General features: G+C 60.6%; 15 protein-coding genes and 1 pseudogene. 9 read left to right on the top strand and 7 right to left on the bottom strand.

Annotated elements, in window-relative coordinates; all coding sequences use genetic code 11:
• Position 1: 1 nt before the first annotated feature.
• From Q7F16_RS04530 to Q7F16_RS04515, 4 genes are all read right to left on the bottom strand, one after another.
• Positions 2–7,357, bottom strand: coding sequence for a two-partner secretion domain-containing protein (locus Q7F16_RS04530; protein WP_409557440.1), 7,356 nt, complete (start codon positions 7,355–7,357; stop codon positions 2–4).
• Positions 7,358–7,381: 24 nt separating this feature from the next.
• Positions 7,382–9,088 carry a ShlB/FhaC/HecB family hemolysin secretion/activation protein gene (locus Q7F16_RS04525; RefSeq protein WP_409556016.1) on the bottom strand — a complete coding sequence of 569 codons (1,707 nt, stop codon included), beginning with the start codon at positions 9,086–9,088 and terminating at the stop codon, positions 7,382–7,384.
• 175 nt (positions 9,089–9,263) lie between these two features.
• Positions 9,264–10,163 carry a proline iminopeptidase-family hydrolase gene (locus Q7F16_RS04520; protein ID WP_409556017.1) on the bottom strand — a complete coding sequence of 300 codons (900 nt, stop codon included), beginning with the start codon at positions 10,161–10,163 and terminating at the stop codon, positions 9,264–9,266.
• 90 nt (positions 10,164–10,253) lie between these two features.
• Complete coding sequence (locus Q7F16_RS04515; protein WP_003197595.1) at positions 10,254–11,015, bottom strand: LuxR family transcriptional regulator; 762 nt, start codon at positions 11,013–11,015, stop codon at positions 10,254–10,256.
• Positions 11,016–11,179: 164 nt separating this feature from the next.
• Between Q7F16_RS04515 and Q7F16_RS04510 the strand changes: the two genes are divergently transcribed.
• The 6 genes from Q7F16_RS04510 to Q7F16_RS04485 are packed head-to-tail and all read left to right on the top strand — an operon-like array spanning position 11,180 to position 17,366.
• The gene (locus Q7F16_RS04510) at positions 11,180–12,067 is read left to right on the top strand and encodes a proline iminopeptidase-family hydrolase (protein WP_027912122.1); all 888 of its coding nucleotides are present in this window, start codon (positions 11,180–11,182) and stop codon (positions 12,065–12,067) included.
• A 3-nt stretch (positions 12,068–12,070) separates the two neighbouring features.
• Positions 12,071–13,018 (top strand): ABC transporter permease, encoded by a 948-nt coding sequence (locus Q7F16_RS04505; protein ID WP_046063111.1) that lies wholly within the window; start codon positions 12,071–12,073, stop codon positions 13,016–13,018.
• On the top strand, positions 13,015–13,872 hold the full coding sequence (locus Q7F16_RS04500; RefSeq protein WP_207963389.1) for an ABC transporter permease: 858 nt from the start codon (positions 13,015–13,017) through the stop codon (positions 13,870–13,872). Before Q7F16_RS04505 ends, Q7F16_RS04500 begins: the two co-directional genes overlap by 4 nt.
• Positions 13,869–14,855 carry an ABC transporter ATP-binding protein gene (locus Q7F16_RS04495; RefSeq protein ID WP_186650479.1) on the top strand — a complete coding sequence of 329 codons (987 nt, stop codon included), beginning with the start codon at positions 13,869–13,871 and terminating at the stop codon, positions 14,853–14,855. Before Q7F16_RS04500 ends, Q7F16_RS04495 begins: the two co-directional genes overlap by 4 nt.
• Positions 14,852–15,823: an ABC transporter ATP-binding protein gene (locus Q7F16_RS04490; RefSeq protein WP_079302010.1), complete on the top strand. Its 972-nt coding sequence runs from the start codon at positions 14,852–14,854 to the stop codon at positions 15,821–15,823. Before Q7F16_RS04495 ends, Q7F16_RS04490 begins: the two co-directional genes overlap by 4 nt.
• A gap of 28 nt (positions 15,824–15,851) precedes the next feature.
• The gene (locus Q7F16_RS04485; RefSeq protein ID WP_409556018.1) at positions 15,852–17,366 is read left to right on the top strand and encodes an ABC transporter substrate-binding protein; all 1,515 of its coding nucleotides are present in this window, start codon (positions 15,852–15,854) and stop codon (positions 17,364–17,366) included.
• Positions 17,367–17,416: 50 nt separating this feature from the next.
• Here Q7F16_RS04485 and Q7F16_RS04480 read toward each other — a convergent pair whose 3' ends face one another.
• Positions 17,417–18,007, bottom strand: a complete 591-nt coding sequence (locus Q7F16_RS04480; RefSeq protein ID WP_046063106.1) for a hypothetical protein — start codon at positions 18,005–18,007, stop codon at positions 17,417–17,419.
• A gap of 370 nt (positions 18,008–18,377) precedes the next feature.
• On the opposite strand from Q7F16_RS04480, the gene katG reads away from it, so the two are divergent.
• Complete coding sequence (gene katG / locus Q7F16_RS04475; protein WP_409556019.1) at positions 18,378–20,642, top strand: catalase/peroxidase HPI; 2,265 nt, start codon at positions 18,378–18,380, stop codon at positions 20,640–20,642.
• 152 nt (positions 20,643–20,794) lie between these two features.
• Here the strand turns inward: katG and Q7F16_RS04470 are convergent, their stop codons facing one another.
• Both Q7F16_RS04470 and Q7F16_RS04465 read right to left on the bottom strand, forming a co-directional pair.
• A complete protein-coding gene (locus Q7F16_RS04470) occupies positions 20,795–21,643 on the bottom strand; it encodes a phosphatase PAP2 family protein (protein ID WP_409556020.1) in 849 nt (282 codons plus the stop codon).
• 8 nt (positions 21,644–21,651) lie between these two features.
• Positions 21,652–22,359 carry a histidine phosphatase family protein gene (locus tag Q7F16_RS04465; RefSeq protein WP_046063079.1) on the bottom strand — a complete coding sequence of 236 codons (708 nt, stop codon included), beginning with the start codon at positions 22,357–22,359 and terminating at the stop codon, positions 21,652–21,654.
• A 301-nt stretch (positions 22,360–22,660) separates the two neighbouring features.
• Between Q7F16_RS04465 and Q7F16_RS04460 the strand changes: the two are divergent.
• Positions 22,661–23,674 (top strand): annotated as a pseudogene (locus Q7F16_RS04460) (methyl-accepting chemotaxis protein); the annotation flags it as partial.
• A gap of 42 nt (positions 23,675–23,716) precedes the next feature.
• Entirely contained in the window at positions 23,717–24,580 is an 864-nt protein-coding gene (locus Q7F16_RS04455; RefSeq protein ID WP_409557442.1) for a methyl-accepting chemotaxis protein, read from the top strand.
• The last annotated feature ends 220 nt before the right edge of the window (positions 24,581–24,800 follow it).

Raw genomic sequence — 24,800 nt, 5'->3', positions numbered from 1 at the left:
ACTACCTCCTGACCGGATCAACTTGAATGAAACTTTCGTAATGATCGTCTGTGTAGTACATCCTACCGGAGTTTGCATCTTGAACTACCCGACGTGTGCCGCGATTGCTCGCGCCTGGTGTATCAACGGTATACTCACGGTAATCTCCATCTGGCAGCTTACCTTCTTTGTTCCTGAAGATGGTTCCATCTTTACTGTGGGGAAAAGGACCGCCAGCTTCGATACGATCAAGAGTCTTATTTACCTCAGCTAAACGATCAGCATCCTTGAGTGGAAGATTCCTAGCCCCTTTTTCACCATCGGCCCCCACAACCCCAACCTTAACCCCGGTTGTACCACCCTTCCCCCCAGCCGTCGACGAGAACAGCCCCCGGTCCTGACTCAATCCATCCGCCGCAAGCTCCGTCAGAAAGGCAGCCCCATCGCCTTTATCGGTACGCGTCTTCTCGACGATGCCGGTATTGATGGCCCGCTCGTTACTTCGAGTAATTTCCCAAAGCGCTGCGGAACGATCGAGCCCGGCGCTCCTGCCGTCATGCAGCATCTTCTCATTAGCCGGAATCTCATCCACCAGCTGTTTGGTCACTTGCAAACAGCTCGCCGGGTTATTCCGGCAGTACTGTCCGAACTCTTTGTTCCGAGCCGTATCGAGGTTGTTGTAATAGTCCCTGACGGATTGGCAATCCGCCGGGGAGGCGCACGTATTGAGCTTCTGTTCTCTTTCGACCAGTTCGGCATGGAACAGATAGTTGAATTCCGTCGCTTTCTTGGCGATCGTCGAACCTGTATTCAGGTCGCCATCGACCGCAGCCGCTGCCAGAAGCCCCGTCAGTTGCGACAGCATCAGTTGCAGATTTTTGTTTTCACCCGCCACCTTGGCCATGCCGGGAATCAGCGCTTCATTCAAACCGGCGGCAACCGCACCGGTCTTGAAGTCGCTGCCCGTCAGCTCAGCCAGCAGCCCCCCCATGATCGCGTGGGCAACAATTTTCTGTGGGCCGCCATCGGGGAACTTGATGGTATCGCCCACCCAGTTGAAGCCGGTCGCCATCGCCACATTGCCGGCCTCTCCCAGCAGGGCAGCATTGAAGTTGCTGCCAAAGCTGCCACCACCGATCGCGGTGGAGATACTGCTGGAGATCACTGCTTGCCCGGTTGTGCGGATTGCAGTGTCAGTCGCGGTGTTCCAACGGAAGATATCCTTGGAGGAATTACTCGCGCTCGATGCCGAACCTGCCGACCCCGTCGACGGCTCGACGCCTTGAGTGGTCGTGCTGGAGCTGTCGGCACTACTAAACCATTCTTGGTCCGCGTATTCGGATGCATAGGCGGTAAAACCGGCAATCGCCGCACTCTTCAAACTATCGGCGCTGACTGTTTCCTTCAGCGCGAGTCCCAGGTTGCCTTTGTTCTCAATGGTGCTGGTGACCGCCGTGGTGCTCAGGCTGGTGGCGACCGCAAGATTGGTGCCCGACAGTCCGAAACCTGCCGGCCCCATGATGAAAGACATCAAAATCGCGATGGCGATCTTGGCCCCAGCTCCCAGACCGGAATTGTCATACTCGAAGCTGTCGTGGATTTCCTTCACCTGGCGCCAGTCAATGTCGCCACGCGCCTGGGCCTCTTTCATCCAGGCCAGGTCCGGTTCAGCCTTCACCATTGCATCGATGGTTTGGCTGACGCTCTGCTGATCCACTTGTTTGACATCGATGCGCAGCCCATCGACGGCCTTGATCACCAACTTTCCTTGGGCAACCAGAGCGCTCTGGCGCAAGGTTTCGTCAGTCCGCCCCTCGCCTTTCATCTTGTACCAGGCCAGGTCGCTTTTGCTCTTGGTATGGCTCTCGTCGTGGAAGTCCTTGACCCCTTCGAAGGTGATGCGCCCACCGCTGTCGATGATCAGGTCGTTGCCGCTTTGCAGCTTCGCCACTTGATAGGTCTGATCGCCACCGCTGACCAACATCAGGTCGCCCCCGGTGTTGATCTCGCTTCCGATATGGGTGAGTTGCGTCACCTCATCGCGCCGTGCGGCTTTACTGCCCCAGTTGCCCTTTTTCTTCATGTCATACAGCGAGTAATCACGATTCTGCTCAGCCAGCAGACTCAGCTGCTTACCCGCCACCAGATACGCCTCGTTACCCGCCGCAATCTTGCTCGCGACCATCAACAGATCATTGCGCGCAGCAACCCTTACATCCCCCCCAGCATCGAGGGTGCTCGCCTGCTGCGAGACATGGTCCTCTTCCTTGTTGATCTTCTTGCCGCTGCGTTTGTAGCGGTACTCGCTGGAGTTCTCGTTCGCCGCCGAGATCAGCGCGACATCGTTACCGCTCAGGTTGATATCGCCCTTGGCTTGCAGATGGCTGGCGACTACGGTCAGGTTGTTGCCGGCGGTGACGTTCAGGTCGCCGCCCGCCTTGACTTCACTGGCGTGCTGAACGGTCTGGCTCTGTTCCCAGAAGTGGCGTTTGTCCTGACGCATCGAGCCGCTTTCTTCGCGAGCCGCGGAGATGACAACGTCTTTGCCCGCACTCAAGTCCGCGTTGCTGCCCGCAGTGATCGCGCCGCCTACGTTGAGCAGATCGCCCGCTGCACGCATGGTGAGGTTGTTACCGGCCTCGATGCGCGCGGCACTGTCGACAACGGAGGTTTTCGAACTGAAGCCCTTGCCGCTGTTCTCGAGGGTGGTGATGGTCCGGTCGTTGCGGATGTCGCCGGTCAAGGTCAACAGCTCGACGTCCTTGCCTTTGAGGATGCCGCCTTGCATGTTGACCAGGTCTTTGCCCGCGACCAACTTGAGCCGCTCGCCAGCCTCGGCCAGGCGCGTGTTGATCAGGTTGTTCCCGGCTGCCGCCGAGAGGTTCTCGCTGGCACGCAGCGTCCCGGCGTTCTTCAGGTCGGTGCCCGCAATCAGGGTGAGGTTCTTGCCCTGGATCAACGCGCCATCGGCCATCAGCCGGTTGTTGGCCTGTGCCAGGTAAAGCACCGGCACCAGGACATGTTGGCCATTGACGACCTGGTCTTCCATCCAGACGATGTCGTGGGTCAGCGCGGCGACTTGTTGCGAAGTCAGGGTCACGCCAAGGGTCAGGTTCAGTTGTTCCTTGCTGGCGATGGCGTTGTTCATCAGGTACTTGAACATGCCTTCGTCGCTGGTCTGTCCGGCAATGAAACGCTGCCCAGTGCGGGCCAGCACCGCCTGTTGGATCAGGCGTTGTTCGTACAAACCATCGCCCAGGCGCTTCCAACTGGTATCGGGGTCATAACCCAGGTTATCCAGCAAGTAGTCCGAGCTCATGAACTTCCTGAGGTCGGTCAGCGCGGGGTTGGTTTCAATCAGGTATTTGGGGCCGGTGATGACCCGGCTGGCGTCCGAGCCCTGGACAGTGGCCCGACTCTGGTCGTGGCTGTCTTGCGCTGCGGCCGCGCTGTCGACGACACGGAACAAACCATTCTCGCCAGTCGGCAAGGTGAACCCGGGCATGGTGGTCGGGTTGACTTGTTGTTGGGCCAGATCAGGCGGCAACTGCGGGTTGAGCACCACGACCGCTGGCTGTGCGGCGCTGGCCACATCGGTGGCTGCTGACTTGGTTGCACCCGCCAGCGGTGCCCGGAACTGCACGATACTGCTGTTCTCCAGGCGCTGCGTAGCCTGGATGCTGATATTGCCGCCCGATTGAACAACCGACGGTGCCAGCGACTCTCCTGGCGTCACGATCGTGATGTCGCCCACCTGGCGAAAACGGTTCAACGCATCGACCGGCAGTTGTTTCGGGTTGGCCTGGGCGTTGTAGGGGACGATGACCCTGGCGCGGAAACGCTCGTCGGTGCCATCGGTGACCCGGCCGGTGTTCCAGGTCCGCGTCCTGACGCTAGTGCCGGAAGCAGCGCCAACGTTAGCGAAGTTGTCTGCGGTGATCAGCAGGTCGGAAGCCGAGGCCATTACACTGTATTGGTTGGTCACCGCAGAGCCATCAACGGTCAGCTTCGCCCCACTCATCAACGTGGCACTGGCCGAGTCTTCAAGCACTGCGCTTTGGTAGGTTTCACTGGCCACATAGTCGACGTTGTGGTGGTCACCACCGCAGTCATAGCATTTGACACTGATGGAGCCCGACACCAGCTCATCGGTGGTGGAGAAGACGTCCTTGCGATTGATCAGGGTGTCGCTGCGCAGCGACATGTCCTTTGCCGACTCAAGGGTGCCGGAGATGTTCTCCAGCAACACGCTGCGAGCGACGCCATCTCGTGCCGCGACATTCAGTGCCCCCAGGCTGTAGACGTCCGCGCGATAGTTGGTGAAGCGGTTGAAACGCAGGGCCATGTCCGCGCCGCTGAAGATCAGGCCGCGGTCGTTACGGGCCTCGTTGGCAGCCAGTTCGACGGTGTCGGCGCCACCCAGCGTGCCCGTATTGACCAGGCTCGTGGCGGCCAGGGAGAACTTGCCCCCGCCAGTGATCCGGCCGGCATTATTCAGCGCACCGAGACTGCTGATGGTGGTCATGCCACCGCCAGCCAGGCGCGAGCCGCTGGAGAGATCGAGGCTGGCGGCGCTCAGATCGAATTGATCGGCACTGCTGAGGCGACTGTTTTCGGTGCCGACATAAGCGCCGGTCAGCTTCAGATCCAGATCAACGTCGCTGCTGATGATGCCCGCGTTGTTCCAGGTGCCGCCCGTAGCCAACAGGCTTTGCACCGCGACCAACTTGCCGCTGCTGGTCTGATTGAGCTGGCCCACCTTCAGGTTCAGGACATTGGCTTGGATATCCGAGCTGTTGTCCCAACGCGCCGCGTCGACGGTCAGGGTGCCTGAGGTCATCAGGCTGCCGCCAATGTTGCTGAACCTGGCGAGGTCCACAGCTAAAGTGCCGGTGCCCACATGACGAACATTGCCGCCAGCATTGTTGAAGCCTGCCATCTGCAAGGACAGGTCCTGGGTGGCCGCTTCAATGACGCCGCTCCGGTTGTCCAGCAGCTGATCAACCGTTAGCGTCGCGTTCCCCAGCTTGCCCACCGAGCGCAACTTGCCGCCCTGGTTATCAATCGACGCAGCCGTGATCAGCAGGCCGTTGGAACCCTCCACCAGACCGCGCTGGTTATTCAGTGCCCCGGTCAAACCGAAATCAACGGCGTTTGCCGCTGCGCGTCCGTCGCTGTTGTCCAGATTCTGAGCACGTACAGTCAGGGCCTGTTTGGCGAGCACTGCACCGTTGCGGTTCTCAAGCGTGGCGGTGGTGATATCAACGTCATCGGACAAAGCCGAAACCTGCCCGCCATTGTTGAGCACCGCTTGTTTCGCATCGAGATCGACGGACTGTGCCTGGATCAACCCAGCTGCGTCGGCCGAGGTGAGCGACTCGCCGTTATCCAACACCGTGGCCAGCGTGGCTTTCAGCCAACCGCCGACACTAGCAAGGACACCGCCACGGTTATCGAGACTGCTCGCCTCGATATCCACGTTCCCAGCCTGGGTGATGGCGCTGCCATCCTGGTTGAGGAAATCCCCGGTGATATCGACCTTCAGATCACCTTGGCTGAGCAGGCTGCCTTTGGTGTTATCGAGGCCACCGCCGCTGATCGTCAGCCCCTGCTCAGTGCTGATGATCGCCTCGCCGTTATTGAGCAGTTGCTGGTAAGCGGTCAGGCTCATCGCCTTGACCGAGGCGATATAGCCGTCGGCGCTGTTGTTGATGTGATCTGCGGTCAGGGTCAGTTTCCCCTGGCTGACCAACTTGCCGTCCTGCTGGTTGAAGCTTTTCAGCGTGGCAACGAGATCACCCTGGCTGGTGATTTGTCCTGCGCTATTTTCAGCATTGCCGCCCCCAAGGGTCAGTGCGGCGTCGGAGGCAATCTTGCCGCCGCTGTTATCCAAGGTTCTCGCTTCGAGCTTCAGGAGGTCGTTGCTGCTGATGACGCCTGCGCTGTTCTTCAGCGTCCCGGCGACCAGGGTCTGCTCGCCGTCGCTGGCGATGATCCCTTTATCACGGTTATCCAACGCCCCAGTGGCCAACGCTTGAATTTTGCCTTGGCTGACCAGCGTGCCGGCGCGATTATCGATGTCCTTGCTGTCGAGCGTCAGGGTCTTGCCGGCGGAAAAAGTGCCGCCGCGATTGTCGAGGGTCTGCGTGGTCGTGGCTTTCAAGTCGCGACTGGCGATGACGCTCTGCCCGCGGTTGTCGATATTCACCGCGGTCAGCACGACATCGCCAATCTGGTTGCGGGTGTTATCGACGTTGACGCCTGCTTCGATGATGCCGAGGTTGTTGAGCTGGCCGTCGGTGGTCAGCGTGACCTTCTCGCGCGCCGCGATGGCGCGCTGGTTGCTGAGAGCGCCCTTGGTCGTCGCCTGAACATGGCTGCCGGCATAGATCGTCCCTTGGGCGTCCAGGCTTTGAGCCTTGATCTCGACGGCACCTGCCGCCGTGGTTTGCGCCAAACTCAAATGCCCATTGGCATCCAGCTGAATATCCCCCCCACTGGCAACCATCTTGCCGTCCAGCTTCACGCCAACCCCGGCCTCGGTACCCACCAGCTTGATCGCGCCGGCGTACATACCACCCAACGCCGACGAGTCGATAGCCAGCTCTGGTTTCGCACTGCCATCATCGGCCCGGGCAGTGGCGTTCAGGGTATTGGCATTGACGTCATTGCGCCCGGCCACGATGGTCAGGTTCTTGGCCTGGATCTCGGCGTTGATCTTGGCGCTGCGGGTGATGATTTCGAAGCGGTCGACGTTGTTCGCGTTCAGGCCCGCGCCTTCAATGGCGACGCTGCCCTGGTCCACCTGATAGCGACCCACCTGGCCGTTTTCGATGATCGGCTTGCCCGTGGTCAGGGTCGCCTTTGGGGTATTGATAAACCCGCAGCCATTGCAGGTGATGCCATAGGGGTTGGCGACGATGACATGGGCCGACTGCCCCGCCACTTCGGTGTAGCCGCGCAATTGGCTGGGGTTGCCGCCGTTGACTTCGTTGAGGATGACCTTCGCGGCCGTGCCCTGGAGATTCGGGTTGCCGAGGATGATCCCGCCCAGTTGCGTGGACTGGGCGGCGTTGGTGGCGTTGTTGAGGATCACGCCGTTGCTGCCGACGTTGTAGTCCTTGAACTGGTTGTGGGACAGGCCGCTGCCGTTGGGCTTGGCGATGTTGACCACTGGCACGCCGTTGCCGGCCTGCCCGAGGCTGGTGCCCGGGGCGCTGACCACGATGCCGCCCGCCTGGGCCCACATTGGCTGCCAGAACATGACGTTGGCCAGCAGGAACGCCAGGCCGCGCTTGGGCATGCCCCAGAAGGCGTCGCGGGTTTTCAGGGCAGCAGAAGGCTGGCGGGCCAGGAAGGCGTATTGGCGGTCGTCCATGATCAGGTCTCGTTACAGCAGAAATTAGATGGATACATCCACGCGGAAGTAGATCGGCGCTTCGCGCTCGGTCAGGGCATCCGGACGTTCCAGGGAGTGGGCGAAGGTGACGCTGGCGCTCAGGTGCTCACCGCGGGCGAACAGCTCCAGCGAGTTGCTCGACATGCGCCCGTGCTCATCGTCGTTGTAGTGATTGCCTCGAATCACGCCCAGGTCATAGCCGAGGCTGGTGCCGTATTCGGCGAACACCGGGCGCAGCCACTCCAGGGTCACCGGGCGGCTCCAACGCAAGTCGTTGCGCCAATAGCCGCCGCTGTCGCCGGACAATGTCTGGTCCTTGTAACCACGAATCGACGACAGGCCGCCCAGGCTCATGCGCTGGGGGCTGAACAGCACGTCTTCGCTACGCTGGCCGGTCATCAGGCTGCTGAAGCTGAAGGACTCGCCGCCCAGCATGAAGGGCTGCAAATAGCTGAGGGTCGCGGTGTATTTGCGATAGCGCGCATCTGGCACTCCAGGGCCCGGCTCATGATCGCCCTGGGCATCGAGGGCACCGATACCTTGTTGCAGGCCCAGGTCGAGGTTGACGAAGGCATTGCCCACTCGCCGGCCATGGTTGATGCCGAACTGTGCCTCGCTGATGCGATTGCTGCTTTCAGCGAGCTTGCTGTCTTCGATGAAGTTACTGGTGCGCAGGTACGCAAGACCAGTATTGAGGGAGGTCTTGCTCACCGCGTCGCGATGGACCACACGTTCCAGGCGCACCTGATGGTTCTGGCTGTCGCCGCTCTGCTTGAAATTGAAGCCGTTGGCCTGGCCCACGGCGCGGTACTCGCTTTGGCTGTAGGTGTAGCTCAGGTTCCACCAGCCAAACGGCAGGTTGTAATAGAGCATGCCGTTGCGCGAGGTTTTCTGGTGATCGCTGATGGCATCGTGGCCACCGCGCAAGGCCAATTGGTCAGCCAGGCCCAGGGGACTGTCCCAGTCCAGGGAGGCGCCCCATTGCTGCTCGCCCGTGCTTTTCTGCCCGTCGTTATGCCGTGACAGGCCAGCGCGCCAAGTTTTTTGCGCAGTGTTATTGACCCGCACTTCGCTGCCGCCGATGTTCTGCCCCGGGGTCAGTTCCATTTGTGCACGGTTGGACGGCAACCGGTTCAGTTGATCGACCATCTGCTCCATCTCACGCAGATTGAGCAGTTCGCCGGTTTTGCCGGGAAACGCCATCGCCAACTCGCGATCCGACAGCTTGCTGTTCTCGGCACCTCTCAAGCCTTCCAGGCGACCCTCGACCACCAGCACTTGCAGGTGACCGCTGGACAGGTCCTGTTGCGGTAAGTAGGCACGACTGGTGACCAGGCCTTTGTCGAGATAATGGTCAGTAATGACTTTGAGCAGCTCGTTCAACTGCGGCACGCCCAGGCATTGGCCGATGTAAGGCTTGAGCAGGCGTTCGCGCTCCGCATCGGACAAAGCATCGGCGCCCTTGAGCTCGATGGTCTTGATCGGAAAACAACGGGTATCGGCAGGTGCCGTGGGCTGGGCCGGCTTCGCCTCCTTGCCGGGCAGGTCCTTGAGTTCTTCAAGGCGTCGGCGCTGCTCTTGGAGCAGACGGTCCTGGCGTTCACGGATCAGGTCCGTGTCGCCGGGGGTTGGCGCGGCGACAGCAATGTTCATCGCCAGAAAACACAGCGACGCAACAACTAGCCTCGTCCCTAAGGCAAATACGGACATGTTCGATCCCTCGATACAGAAATGACAGCAGGCATGCACAGCAATGCGCGCACACCAGACCCTGCATATCGCTTTCGGTTCAAGAGAGCGGGAATTTTCCACTCAAAAAAGAGACGCGTCTCACAGGACGCGTCGAGAAACACAACAAAAATGACGGCTCAGATTGCGCAGACGCCTACAGACACTCATCCAGGAAACCCACCACAGTCCCCATGCAAGCCATCCGCTCCTCGACATGGGGCATATGGCTGGAGTGTTCGAACAACGCCCAGCGAATGTCGGGAACATGATCCACATAGGGTTTGACCACCAACGGCGTCGCTTCATCGTATCGGCCTGAAATCAACAGGGTCGGCACCTTGATCCGAGGCAAGCGATCAACGATGGTCCAGTCCTTCATGCTGCCGATCACATGGAATTCGGTGGGGCCGTTCATGGCGTGATAAACGGTAGGATCGGCATCGATCTGGGCAAAGGTCCGGGCGACGTCTTCGGGCCAGGGCGTGACACGGCAGACATGACGGTCGTAGAAAACCCGAGCGGCCTCAAAATACTCGGTAGACGTCAAGGTTCCAGCCCGCTCGTGCTTGAGCAGTGTTTGCTGCACCTCAATGGGTAGAAGCTGGCGCAAGCGATTGACTTCAAGGAGCCAGGTGGACATGTCCGCCGGGGAGTTGGCGATGATCAACCCGCGCAAGCCCGCGGGCTGGAGCACCGCATGCTCGCTGGCCAACATGCCGCCCCAGGATTGCCCCAACAGTGCGTAATTGTCGCCAATGCCCAGATGATCCAGCAGGTTCGCCAACTCATCGAGAAAGAGCGCCACGTTCCAGAACGAGGGGTCTTTTTCCGGCAGATGGGTGGAACGCCCATTGCCCAGTTGGTCGTAATGAATCACCGGATAGCCACTGTTGGCAATATCCTTGAAGGCATCGACATAATCGTGTGTACAGCCCGGGCCGCCATGCAGGATCAGCAGCGGCGTACGGCCACTGCTGAAGTCGCCAGTGATGCGATACCAGGTTTGATACGGACCAAAAGGCGCAAAGCCTTCGTGCGTTACGGGAAAATCCATTTCGTGCCGCTCCCCAGGAATCCTGCGGCACACGATACCGGGGACTGGCCGGCGGAATAACTAGAGAAACAGATAGGTTTTTGCCCGATTTCAGCTATCGAGCAACCGATAATGCACCGCCCTGACCACGGCCTGGACTCGATTCCTGGCGCCGAGCTTGTGCATTGCAGACGTCAGGTGGAGGGTGATGGTGGCCAAGGAACGATTCAGTTGCCTGGCGATGTCCGCCGCCGTCAACCCTTCAGCGGCCAATCTCAAGCACTCACGCTCGCGTTTGGTCAGGCGAACCGGGCATGCGCGGGCTTCCTTGCCGAGCAGCGGAAAAGCCGCCTCTTGCAGGGCATGGGAAATCAGGCTGAAGTCGCCCAGGGTTTGCCGGACATCCTGCAGGGTGCTCCCCTTCGTATCGGCGCGCAGCCCGGTCAATGTCGCAAAGCCGCCTTTGGGTAAATGCATAGGCACCGTCACGCCGCAGGTCATGCGCGAATCCTGCAGGTAGCTCACGACTGGTGCATGACTCTGGCCGATGAACGGCTGCAACACCGTGTCGGCCTCCGGTCGATAGGACCAGACAAAAGGAGAAATGGCATTGATTGCCAGATGCTGGACAGGGTCGATCTGGTAATAACCTTCTTCACACCAGAGCGAGTGCCAATCACGGGGGGTATTGCGCAACTTCAGCACAGTCGGGGTGATCAGTGCCCCATCATGATCCAGCGGCACCGGACTGTAGTCGTACACCAAGGCTTCAAAGCCTAGCGCCTGGACCATCCCCAGGGTGTTGTCCATCTGTTCGTCCAGGCTCCTGCCAGACAAAAGACGGGTATTGAAGTCAGACAGCTTGGCCTGCATCCATTCGGCTCCCTTATTAATTTCAATCCTGAAATCGTGCAAGTAGAATGCCACGCCTGAGCGAGGGAATGCCAGATCAAACCTATAAGAATTGCTAGCTTATGGGCGCGTAGCTTCCTCGGTAAGGTTTAGCCAACGGGCGGTACCTGAGCAGGAGAGCAATGATGTGGCGTGAGATCGAGCCAGACCAGCGGTACGACGTGGAAGTCGATGGTCATCACCTGGTGGCCTATGGCTTTGGCGACGGCGACGAAGTGCTGTTGTGCCTCAATGGCGGCCCGGGATTGCCTTGCGATTATCTGCGTGACAGCCATGGCTGGCTCAAGGAAAAGGGCTTGCGGGTCATCGCTTTCGATCAGTTGGGTACCGGCGCCTCGGCCAGGCCTACTGACGAATCCCTGTGGGACATCACCCGTTATGTGGCGGAGGTAGAGACCGTCCGCCAAGCCCTCGACCTGGGCAAAGTGCACCTGCTGGGGCACTCCTGGGGTGGCTGGCTGGCGATCGAGTACGCCATTCATCACCCCCAAGCGCTGAAAACCCTGATCCTGGAAAATACCGCTGGCGATATCCCTCACCTGTCCCTGGAGCTGGAGCGTCTGCGGGCTGCCCTGGGCAGTGAGACCGTCGCGATGATGCAGCGCCATGAAGCCATGGGCACCCTGGATCATCCGCAATACCAGGCGGCCATCACTTTGCTCAACTATCGCCATGTCTGCCGTCTGGATGAGTGGCCAGCACCGGTGACACGTTCCCTGGGCGACTGGAACATGGGGCCCTACATGACCATGCAGGGCCCCAACGAGTTTCTCTATACCGGCAATCTCAAGGACTGGAATCGCATCGAGCAGATGGCCAGCTTCGAAATGCCCGTGCTGATCACCACCGGTCAACATGATGAACTGACGCCAGCCTGTGCAATGCGCATGAAAATGGCGCTCAAGGATGTACAACTGAATGTGTTCCCCAACAGCAGCCACATGCCGTTCTACGAAGAGCCCCACGCCTATTTCCCAGTCCTGCTGGACTTTCTGCACCGCCATCGGAACTAGCCCATGAACCTGGCGCGCTACCGTTTCATACTGTCGCGCCCGCTACAGCTATTGCCGGTGCTGTTTGGCATCAGCATGATCACCTTTGTGCTCGTGCGCTCAATTCCCGGGGACCCCGCCCGGGCGCTGCTGGGCTCGCGCAGCACGCCGGAGGCGCTGATCAGGATTCGTGCCCAGTACGGTCTCGACCAGCCCTTGTGGATGCAGTACTTCTACTTTCTCAAGAACCTGTTCAAAGGCGATCTCGGCCAATCGCTGCTCTACAAAGTCGACGCCTTGAAGCTGATCAGTACCCGCATTGAGCCAACCTTGTTCCTGGTGCTCGGCAGCGTACTGCTGGCGCTGCTGATTGCCGTGCCCCTGGCAACGGTGGCGGCGCGCAACAAGGGCGGCTGGCAGGACCACCTGATTCGCCTGTTCACCACGGCAGGGCTTGGCATGCCGGCGTTTTGGCTAGGCATCATGTTGATCCTGCTGCTCAGTGTGCAGTTGGGGCTGTTCCCGGTCTCAGGCTATGGACGTACAGGGTGGGACAAACTGCATCACATGGTTTTGCCGTGCCTGACCATTGCCTTGGCACTTTCCGCCGTGCTGGTGCGCAATCTGCGCGCCAGCATGCTCATGGAGCTACAAGCCGATCATGCCACCGCCGCACGGGCCCGGGGCTTGTCCGAGCGGGCGATATTTCGTCGGCATGTGCTGCCCAACTCCCTGGTACCGGCGGTCAACCTGCTGGCGGTAAACATCGGCTGGTTGATCAGCGGCACGGTGGTCATCGAAAGTCTGTTTGCCATTCCCGGCATCGGCCAATTGCTGGTACGCGGCATCTTTACCCGCGACTACATGGTGGTCCAAGGCGTGGCCATGGTGCTGGCCCTCGCCACCGTCACGGTCAATTTCCTCGCTGATGTGCTGACCGTGATGATCGACCCGCGGGTGAACATGCGATGAGCGGCCAGGCCCTCAGTCCCACCTGGCGTCTGGCGTTGCGTTTGGGCTTGCGCAACCGGCGCCTGGCCACCGTGCTGGGCCTGGCGATTCTGTTTGGCTGGCTGTTGCTCGCACTCTTCGCACCCTGGGTCGCGCCCTTCGATCCGATTGCCCAGAACACCGATATCCGCCTGCTGGGGCCGAGCCTGGCCCATCCGTTCGGCACGGACAATTTCGGTCGCGACGTTCTTTCCCGAGTGATCTGGGGCGCGCGCATCGACTTGCAGATTTCCGTGATCGGGGTGGTTTTCCCATTCTTGATCGGCACTTGCGTCGGCGCCTTGGCCGGCTATATCGGTGGCCGGTTCGACACGATCTGCATGCGCCTGATCGATATTATTCTGGCCTTCCCCTTCCTGGTGCTGATGTTGGCGATCATGGCCATCCTCGGCCCCGGCCTGGGCAGCTTTTATATTGCGATGGCTTTGGTGGGTTGGGTGTCCTATGCACGGCTGATCCGTTCGCAGATCCTGGTGCTCAAGCAAAGCGATTTTGCTTTGGCGGCGAAAAGCCTGGGCTTCGGCCATGGACGCATTCTGTTTCGGCACCTGTTGCCCAATGCCATGTTCGGTTCGATCGTGTTTTCCATGTCCGACGCGGTGCTGGTACTGCTCAATGGGGCGGCGGTCAGCTACCTCGGCCTGGGGGTTCAGCCACCCACCGCCGAGTGGGGCACGATGGTCGCCGAGGGCCAGAGTTTTATCACCAACGCCTGGTGGATCTGCACCTTCCCGGGACTGGCGATCGTCACCCTGGCCATGGGCTTCAGCCTGCTGGCCGACGGTGTCGCCGAGCACCTGGGAGAACGCCCATGAGCACACCGGTGCTGCACGTCGAAGACCTCAGCGTGATCGCCGGTCACGGTGAGGGCGAAGTCACGCTGGTGGATCGTGTGTCATTTGACCTGGCCGAAGGCGAAATCCTCGGTCTGGTGGGTGAAAGCGGTTCAGGCAAGACGATGGCCTGCCGGGCATTGATGCGCTTGCTACCCTCTGCAAACCTGCGGGTCCAGGGCAAGGCCGTGCGCCTTGCCGGTGAGGACCTGCTGTCGCTGGATGAAGCCGACATGCGGGGCATACGGGGTCGGCGGCTGGGGATGATTTTTCAGAATCCCGGCAGTCATCTCGACCCGTTGATGCGTATCGGTGAACAGATCGGCGAAGGCATACGCCTGCATCAGGGGGCGTCCAAACGTGAAGCACGGGCGAAGGCCATTGATGTGTTACGCCAGGTGGGCATTCCCGATCCGCTAACGCGGGTCGACAGTTATCCCCATGAGTTTTCCGGTGGCATGCGCCAACGCGCCATGATCGCCGTGGCATTGGGTTGCAACCCCCAGGTGCTGATCGCCGATGAGCCGACCACCGCCCTGGATGTCACCGTACAGGCACAGATCCTGCGCCTGCTCCTGGATTTACGCGATCAACGTGGGCTGTCGATCATCATGATCACCCACGACCTGGGGGTCGTCGCCCAGACCTGTGATTCCATCGCGGTGATGTACGCCGGTCGGCTCTGCGAGCACGGCAACAAGCTTGATCTGCTGACTCACCCACGACATCCCTATACGGCGGCCCTGATCGACTGCCAACCGGCTACCAGCGCCGGCCATGCCATGCTCAAAACCATCGCCGGCCAGCCTCCTCTGCTGGATGCGCTACCCACCGGTTGCCGCTTCAACCCACGCTGCCTTCAGCAGGGCAGCCAGTGCACGCGGCTGTTGCCACAGATGCAAGTCACGACAGAGGCACACCGAGTGGCCTGCCATTACCCGCTGCCGGTGGGAGTTTCGTCATGACCCTGTTGCACGTGAAGGATCTACAGGTGCGCTTCGCCGCCCCTGGCAGTGGTCCGTTCGGAATCAACAGGCAATGGGTGAAAGCCGTCAACGGTGTGTCGCTGAGCCTGGCCACCGGGGAAGTGCTTGGGCTGGTGGGTGAGTCGGGCAGCGGCAAGAGCACCCTGGGTCGGGCCATCTTGCGCCTCACTGAGGTCAGCGCCGGACAAATCCTGTTCGATGGCGTGGATATGGCTCAGGGCAAGCGGATCGACATCGAGCGACTGCGCCACGAAACCGCGATGATTTTCCAGGATCCTTATACCGCCCTCAATCCGCGAATGAGCATTGGCGACACCCTGGCTGAAGTGCTGCGAGTGCGCTGTGCGATCCCTGCATCGCTGATTCGCCAGCGGGTCGATGAACTGCTGAACCTGGTCGGCCTGCGACCGGAGCTGGCCCACCGCAAGCCGGGTTCGTTGAGTGGCGGTCAATGCCAACGTGTGGGGATCGCTCGGGCACTGGCCATCGAGCCACGGTTGATCATCGCCGATGAATGCGTGGCCGCGCTGGACGTTTCCATCCAGGGACAGATCATCAACCTGCTGCTGGAGCTGCGACAGCGCATGAACCTGGCGATTCTGTTCATCGCTCACGACCTGGCGATCGTTCGGCGGCTCTGTGATCGGGTCGCCGTGATGTACCTCGGCGAGATCGTCGAGCAAGGCCCCACGGAGGCCGTGTTCAGCAGCCCGCGGCATCCTTATACCGTCGCGCTGATCCAGTCCATTCCACACATCGACCCGACTCGACCGTTGCTGAGCGCCCCCCTGCCTGGCGAGCCACCCAGCCCCCTGAACCTTCCATCCGGCTGCGCTTTTCACCCGCGCTGCCGGTATGCACAACCCATCTGCGCGAAAACGCCGCCCCCCATCCATGACATCAATGGACATCGTTATAGCTGTGTGCTCGGAGAGCCATTGCTCTAAAAAACATTCATCAATAGGGAGTTTGACCATGCGATCGAAACATTTGAAGTTGCTGACCGCCGCGACGTTGACCGTTTGCACACTGGCGGCCGGTGTCGCCCAGGCGGCAGGCGTGCTGACCATCGGTTGCCGTGAAGAAAGTACGACGTTCGACCCGATCAAAAGCGCGCAGAACCGTGATAACTGGGTGTTCTCCAATGTCTACGACGTATTGGTGCGCGTCGACAACACCGGTACCAAGCTGGTACCGGGGCTGGCCGAAAGCTGGCAGGTTTCCGACGATGGCCTGACTTACACCTTCAAACTACGCTCGGCCAAGTTCTCCGACGGCTCACCGATTACCGCCAGCGATGCAGCGTTCAGTCTGTTGCGCATTCGCGACAACAAAGGGTCGCTGTGGAGCGACTCCTACAAGATTATCGACAAGGCCCAAGCACCCGACCCGCAGACACTGGTGGTGACACTCACGGGCCCTTCAGTGCCCTTCCTCGCGCAGCTGGCGTTGCCCAACGTCTCCATCCTGTCGCAAAAGGCCATGGAGAAAATGGGGGAGGAAGCCTATGCCCAGGACCCGGTTGCCTCTGGCGCCTTTGTCGTCAAGGAATGGCTACGCGGTGATCGCGTGGTGCTGGAGAAGAACCCCAACTTCTGGCAGGCCGACAAGGTGAGCCTGGATGGCGTGGAATGGATCTCCATCCCCGATGACAATACGCGGATGTTGAAGGTACAGGCCGGGGAACTGGATTCGGCGATCTTCGTGCCCTTCTCGCGCGTCGAAACCCTGAAGAAAGACCCCAACCTGGTCGTACACATGGATCCCTCCACCCGTGAGGATCATCTGCTGATCAACCATGAGCACGGATTGCTGGGCAAGCCTGAAGTACGCCAGGCCCTGGACCTTGCGATCAACAAAAAATCCCTGGTCGATACCGTGACGTTCGGCCATGGCCAGGTGGCGTATTCCTACATTCCTAAAGGCGCGCTTTATCACAATGCCGATAATCTGCAGCGCCCGTACGACCCCGAAAAAGCCAAGAAAATGCTGGCAGATGCAGGCGCCTCAGGCCTGAAGCTCAACTATGTGGTCAATGCGGGCAATGAAGCCGACGAGCAGATCGCCGTGCTGGTCCAGCAACAGCTCGCAGCGGTCGGCGTCACAGCCACCTTGCAGAAAGTCGACCCAACCCAGAGTTGGCAAATGCTGATCGACGGCGATTACGATCTATCCGTGATGTACTGGACCAACGACATCCTCGACCCGGACCAGAAGACCACCTTCGTGTTGGGACACGACACCAACATGAACTACATGACCCGCTACAAGAACGACAAGGTCAAGGATCTGGTCGCGGCCGCGCGGGTAGAAGTCGACCCGACCAAGCGCAAGCAGATGTATACCGACCTTCAGGCGATCGCCAAGCAGGACGTCAACTGGATCGATCTCTACTACAGCCCGTACATCAATATTTCGCGCAAGAACATCGAGCACTTCCAACAAAACCCGCTGGGACGCTTCTCTCTTGAGGAAACGGTGAAGCGCTAGCAAGTAGTGGCTTTGATCCGCGTCGGATAGGGCCCGTGGCAATGCCTTGATCACAAGTCGAGGCTTGCCACTTGATGGCCAAGGAACATCGGCCGCTCCCCGCTCATCTCGCACAGCAGCGCTGTGACGGCGCTCCCTTCAACCGTGCCGTGCTCTTGCAGAAAACCCGCCACGGCGCTGACAGCCGGCCAGTAACGGTGCACCAGGCAACTGCAGCGGGCGATGGCCTGGGATTGGGCGTCGAGCAGTTTGCGCGGAGGCAACAGGCTGATCAGTTCATGCCCCCGGTCCAGGTCACCGCGGCCGCTGCCCCTGATCAACCGGTCGGACCGGCGGTGCCGGTAGACCGCTTCGGCCACCGGCCCCGCGAAGCAATGGAGCAGGTCTCGCTCAATGGCGTCGACCATCGAGGGCAGGTATTCAGCGATCCCCGGGGCCTCGAAGGCCGGGCGCGAGACCAGGTAGTCAGCTTCGACCCACCCTTCTGCGTATTGCGGGTTGCCGCGCAGGTCGAACAGAGGACCCGTGCAGGCTTCAGCCTTGGTACGCACGATGATGCGTTTTATCGGTTGGCCGTTCCACCAGAAAGCCAGGGCATGACCGGCTTCGTGGAAGGCCGTGCTGCGCGGGCATTTGTTCATTATTGGGTCCGTCACGGCAGGCGCCATTCATATCATCTGCCTCGCCGCTAGGCTTCGATAAAAGATTATCCCTATCGACCGTTAATACTGCGCCTATTAGCTATCTGGCAAAGGAGGACTAGCCTGAATTCAGGCTGGTGCAATCCGGCCCGTGAAACCTGACAAAGAGATACGAAGCGTTCAGAACCGTACTGGGCTTGCCGTGGGCCACCGAATGGGTAACCAGACATCTCCCGCGTTGCCGTGTGGCCGCACACGATCAGTTGAGCGAACTGTGAGCCCTGCGCCCTGTGTCATCTATTTCGCCTGTCGCTATTCGAAGCCCGGCCGGGCTGGATAGCTGGATGAATACGACCAAAGGTAGCTTCTCATGGCAAACGAATCGAAATGCCCGTTCAATCACGCCGCTGGCGGTGGTACGACAAACCGCGACTGGTGGCCGAACCAGCTGAATCTGAAGATCCTGCACCAGCACTCCTCGCTGTCCGATCCCATGGGCGAGGATTTCAACTATGCCCAAGCGTTCAAGCGCCTGGACTTCCAGGCCCTGAAACAAGACCTGAATGCACTGATGACCGACTCGCAAGACTGGTGGCCGGCAGACTTCGGTCACTATGGACCGCTGTTTGTCCGCATGGCCTGGCACAGTGCAGGCACCTACCGCACCGGTGATGGGCGCGGTGGCGCGGGTTCCGGCCAGCAGCGGTTTGCACCGCTCAACAGCTGGCCAGACAACGTCAGCCTCGACAAGGCACGTCGGCTGCTGTGGCCGATCAAGCAGAAGTATGGTCGCAATATCTCCTGGGCTGACCTGATCGTCCTCACCGGCAACGTCGCGCTGGAATCCATGGGCTTCAAGACCTTCGGTTTTTCCGGTGGCCGCGCCGATGTCTGGGAACCGGATGAAGACGTCTACTGGGGGTCTGAAAACAAATGGCTGGGGGGCGATGTTCGCTACGGCAAACCCGACAAAGCCGCCATGCAAGACCCCGGCGAAGGCCAACTGGTGGCCGAGCCTGGCAACGAAGAAAGCCGCACTGACGATGGACGCAACCTGGAGAACCCGCTGGCCGCCGTGCAGATGGGGCTGATCTACGTCAACCCGGAAGGTCCCGAGGGCCAACCCGACCCGGTCGCCGCCGGGGTGGACATCCGCGAAACCTTCGCCCGCATGGCGATGAACGACGAGGAAACCGTCGCATTGATTGCTGGCGGCCACGCCTTCGGCAAGACCCACGGCGCAGGCCCTGCGGACAATGTCGGCGCCGAGCCCGAAGCCGCAGGCCTGGAGTTGCAAGGCCTGGGCTGGAAGAGCACCTTCGGCACCGGTAAAGGCGCCGACACCATCACCAGTGGCCTGGAAGTCACCTGGACCACCACCCCCACCCGCTGGAGCAATAACTACCTGGAGAACCTGTTCGGTTTCGAGTGGGAATTGACCAAAAGTCCGGCCGGTGCGCACCAGTGGACGCCGAAAAACGGTGCAGGCGCGGGCATCATCCCCGATGCCCATGACCCGGCCAAACGGCGCAACCCAACGATGCTGACCACTGACCTGGCGCTGCGCTTCGACCCGATCTACGAAAAGATCTCGCGGCGCTTCCTGGAAAATCCGGACCAATTGTCCGACGCCTTCGCCCGCGCCTGGTTCAAGCTGATCCACCGCGACATGGGCCCGCTCTCACGCTACCTCGGCCCGGAACTGCCCAACGAAGAACTGCTGTGGCAGGACCCCATCCCGGCGGTCGACCATCCGCTGGTCAACGACAGCGACATCGCCGCCCTCAAAGGCAAGCTGCAGGCCTCGGGCCTGTCGATTTCACAGCTTGTGTCAACAGCGTGGGCCGCGGCTTCCACCTTCCGTGGTTCCGACAAACGCGGCGGCGCCAACGGTGGCCGTCTGCGCCTGGCCCCACAAAAGGATTGGGCAGCCAACCAGCCAGAGCAACTGGCCAAGGTGCTGGCGACCCTCGAAGGGGTCCGGAATGAGTTCAACGCCGCCCAATCCGACGGCAAGAAAATCTCCCTGGCGGACCTGATCGTGCTGGCCGGCAGCGCCGGTATTGAACAAGCCGCGAAAAATGCCGGGCTCAGCGTAACGGTACCGTTCGCGCCGGGACGCATGGACGCTAGCCAGGAGCAGACGGACGTCGAGTCGTTCGGTTTTCTCGAGCCCATCGCCGATGGCTTTCGCAACTACCTCAAGGGCCGGTATCGCGTGTCCGCCGAGGCACTGCTGATCGACAAGGCCCAACTGCTGACCCTCAGCGCCCCGCAAATGACTGCGCTGATCGGCGGTCTGCGGGTACTGGACACCAATGTCGGCCACACCGCTCACGGTGTCTTTACCCAACGGCCCGGGACGTTGACCAACGACTTCTTCGTCAACCTGCTCGACATGGGCGTGGAATGGAAAGCCCTTTCCGACACCCAGGAAACCTTCGAGGCCCGCGACCGCAAGACCGGCCAGGTCAAATGGACCGGCACCCGTGTCGATCTGGTCTTCGGCTCCAACGCCCAGCTACGGGCCTTGGCCGAAGTCTATGCCAGCCCGGATGCCCAGGAGCAGTTCGTCAAGGACTTCATTGCGGCGTGGGTCAAGGTGATGAACCTGGATCGGTTTGATCTGCGGTGAGAAGAGTCCGCCGGCATGAGGTCGTGCAAGGAGGCGACCTCATGAACTTTTCTTCACCCCACGCCTGCGTGTGATTGGGTAAAGTCCCCTCGCTCATTCAAGAAACTAAGGTTTTAGCCCGCGCTCCCAGCGGGCTTTTTTTTGCCTGGCATTCAGGCTGACGAATGTGCATTACCCGACGCAGGCACGACAGCCGCCTGCGTCGCTCGCTGTGGTTTCAACACAGGCTGCTCCAAGGCCGCACGCCCATAAAACAGCAACGCCATCAGCCAACAACTCAACCAGACGAAAATCCCTGCCCAGAAGGTATGAGACATGTAGTGCCAGCCCTGCAGGACCCGCGTCGTCCCGTAGACAAACCCCAAGGCCAGCGCCCCATACATCAAGGTTTTCGAATGACGCCAACGGTAACGGCGGGCGACGAAATACAGCGCCAGCATCGTGAAGCCGCCGGACGCATGACCGCCGGGCCAGCAGCGACCGTCACCGGCAACGTTCAGCAGGTCGAAATTCTGGAACCACTCCTTGTGCTCGATCTTGCCGGCGTATTGGGTGGTTTCCACCGGGCAGTACACGCTGGTGTGGCCCTTGAGGTAATGGATCACCCCGGTGCTGAGGGAAAAGGCGAAGACCACATAGAGAAAATCGCGCCGATGTTTGTGGGCAAAACGCAACGGCGCGGCCAACCGGGTTCTCTCCAACAGACGAAGCAATCCCGGGCGCTTCTGCGGCGTGAAGATCGACCAGACAAACGACAACAGCGCCCCGATGATCGCCGCCTCGCCGGTCCAGTTCGGGATGATCCTGGCCCATTTATGGGTGATTTTCTCGAACAGCCGCACGTGCTCCAACGGAAAGACCTGGTGCAGCGGGTCGTAGAATAAATTGCTGAAGGCGATGTCGATGCGAGTCATGTCGAACAGCAAGAACACCACCACGGCGCAGACCAGGGGAATTCCGAGATTGAGCCCGTAGAAACGGGCGCGAGCAGACGTCAGCATGGGCGGTCCTAATCGTGGGAAAAGTTACTGACAGCCACCGAGCGCCAGTCAGATGCCTCGATAAAACCGAGCAACTGCGGGGCTTGTGGCTGGGCGGTGGAGACGAACAGCGAAGCGCCGTAGCCAAACGTCGAGGTAGGCCGCTGGAGCGTGGTTTCCAATGCCTGCATGCATTCGCTGTGGGTGACCAGGATCAGGTTGCGCCCGGCGACTTTGTGGGCCAGGGCATTGCGCAGAAGGTCGTGGCGGCAATTGATCAGCCAGTCGTCGCCAGCACTCACCTTGTTGAACATGTAGCCCGCCGTCTGGGCCGCACGGACCAGAGGGCTGTTGTAGAGGTCGGCGTTGTCCAGGCCCAGTTGCTCGAACCGCGCCCCCAACCCCACCGCAACGGCACGGGCACGGTCAGTGATGCCTTCGCGATCATTCAGGCACGCGGCCTTGGAGTGATCGCAGCGCTCGACATGACGCACCAGTACGATCATCTCGCCCTTGGCCCAGCCATCGGCCAAGGCCCGGGCGCCGCCAACATTGCCATGGGCCAGGTCCGGTATCGCCGCCGGGCTGAGCAGCCAGAGGGTCAACGGGATGACCAGCAGCGCCGAAGCCAGCACGACCACAGCGTTTTGGTAGCGGGCAAAGCGGCGCGTATCGATCGAGCGCCTCAGGCCGAAAAGGCTCAGTCTCAGTTCCACATCAAGCCGCCCCGACGGCATCTACCCAGTCATTCGATGGCGCGACAGTAGAGAGGCCGACGTGGGCAGGCGGTGAAACCGATGTGAAAAAAAGCTTAGTGTGGGAGCAAAGCTTGCTCGCGAAACAGACACCTCGATTCTGTGGCAGACCGCATCGCCTTCATCGCGGGCAAGCCTTGCTCCCACAGATAGCCGGAAAAAAACTTACAGATCTTGAACCCACCGCCGATATAGCCCTGCTACATGCTCTTGCTGGCTCTTAACAACAACAATCTTCCAGCGTACCGATGATCAAGCAGCACAACGTTCCTGGAGGAATTTGATGAACAGCTGGTTTGGCAACATTAGCGTCAACATGAAATTGGGCCTGGGCTTCGGCCTGGTGCTGGTACTGACCTGCCTGCTGGCCCTGACCAGTTGGACCAGCCTGGGTGGGCTGATCGACCGTAGCAATTGGATGAGCGACATCACCCAGCTCAACGCCGGCCTGACCAAACTTCGGGTCACGCGCCTGCAATACATGCTGACCAACGGTGACGAGACCGCCGCCCAAAACGTGCAGACCACCCTCGATGGTTTCGTGGCGCAACAGAATGCCCTGCTCAGCAGTTTCAAGAGCCCGGAAAACGTCAAGTTGCTCAAGGAGCAGAGCGCAGTCATCAGCGCCTATCAGGTGTCCCTGAACAAAATGCGCAGCGCCTACCGCACGGGCAACACCGCCCGAGATACCATGGGCACGAACGCTGATATCGCCTACAAACTGATCGAGACCCTGGATTCGGACGTGCGGAATATGGCCCCCGGCGACGAGCGTTTCGCCCAGTTCCAGGCCATCACCCAGGCCAAGCAGGACTTCATGCTGGCCCGCTATGAAGTGCGCGGCTACACCGCCAACAGCAACGCCGACACCGAACGCAGGGCCGTCGCCCAACTGGACGCCGCCATCGCATCGCTCAAGCCGCTGAACGAGCACTTCTCCAGCACCCGCCAGGATGAACTGCGCCAACTGGAAAACACCCTCGCCCAATACCGCAGCGCCGTGCAGGCCTTCAAGCTGGCCACCGCCGACGCGGTACAGGCACGCAAGGAAATGACTGAACAGGGCGCGTCAATCGTGACGTTGAGCGAGCAGCTGTACCAGATCCAGCTCAACCGCCGCGACGCCGAAAGTGCCCAGGCCCGCACCCTGCAACTGGTCAGCACCCTGTTGGCATTGCTGGTCGGCGTCATTGCGGCCGTGATCATCACTCGCCAGATCACCGGCCCGCTGCGCGATACCCTGGCCGTGGTCGAGCGCATTGCCAGCGGCGACCTCTCGCACACGGTCATCGTCACCCGCCGTGATGAACTCGGCGTGCTGCAACAAGGCATCGCGCGCATGGGCGTGACCCTGCGCGACCTGATCAGCGGCATCCGCGATGGCGTGACCCAGATCGCCAGCGCCGCCGAAGAACTGTCCGCGGTGACCGAGCAGACCAGCGCCGGGGTCAACAGCCAGAAAGTCGAGACCGATCAGGTCGCGACCGCCATGCACGAAATGACCGCCACGGTGCAGGAAGTGGCCCGCAACGCCGAAGAGGCCTCCCAGGCCGCGGCCGCCGCCGACGGCGAAGCCCGTGCCGGTGACAAAGTGGTCAGCGAAGCCATCGCCCAGATCGAACGCCTGGCCAGCGAGGTGGTGCGTTCCACCGACGCCATGACCGTGCTGCAACAGGAAAGCGACAAGATCGGCAGCGTCATGGACGTGATCAAGGCCGTGGCCGAGCAGACCAACCTGCTGGCGCTCAACGCCGCGATCGAAGCCGCGCGCGCCGGTGAAGCCGGACGTGGTTTTGCCGTGGTGGCCGACGAAGTCCGTGGCCTGGCCCAGCGCACGCAGAAATCCACCGAAGAAATCGAAGGCCTGGTGGCCGGCCTGCAGAACGGTACCCAGCAAGTGGCGGCCGTGATGAACAACAGCCGCAACCTCACCGACAGCAGCGTGGCCCTGACCCGCAAGGCCGGCGCGTCACTGGAAAACATCACCCGCACGGTGTCGAATATCCAGTCGATGAACCAGCAGATCGCCGCGGCCGCCGAGCAGCAAAGCGCCGTGGCCGAGGAGATCAGCCGCAGCATCATCAACGTACGTGACGTGTCCGAACAGACCGCCGCCGCCAGCGAAGAAACCGCCGCCTCCAGTGTGGAACTGGCACGGCTGGGTAATCAGTTGCAGATGATGGTCAGCCACTTCCGCGTCTAACGCCCTACCCGATTTGTGTGACCCACTGTGGGAGCGAGCTTGCTCGCGAAGGTGGAGGTTCAGCCAACTTCAATGCTGGCTGGTCCGACGCCATCGCGAGCAAGCTCGCTCCCACAGGACTTGCATCCGCGCAGCCCACGAATCGCTCTTTCGTACACATCTCCCGCCCACGTCCTACCGTCTTTTTTTGCGTACTGCTGTACGGTTTTCTCCTGACAAG

Origin of the sequence: Pseudomonas sp. Lb2C2 (genome assembly GCF_052112205.1) — a bacterium.
In the GTDB taxonomy this organism is placed as follows: domain Bacteria; phylum Pseudomonadota; class Gammaproteobacteria; order Pseudomonadales; family Pseudomonadaceae; genus Aquipseudomonas; species Aquipseudomonas kilonensis.
This window is presented reverse-complemented; position numbering and strand designations above follow the sequence as displayed.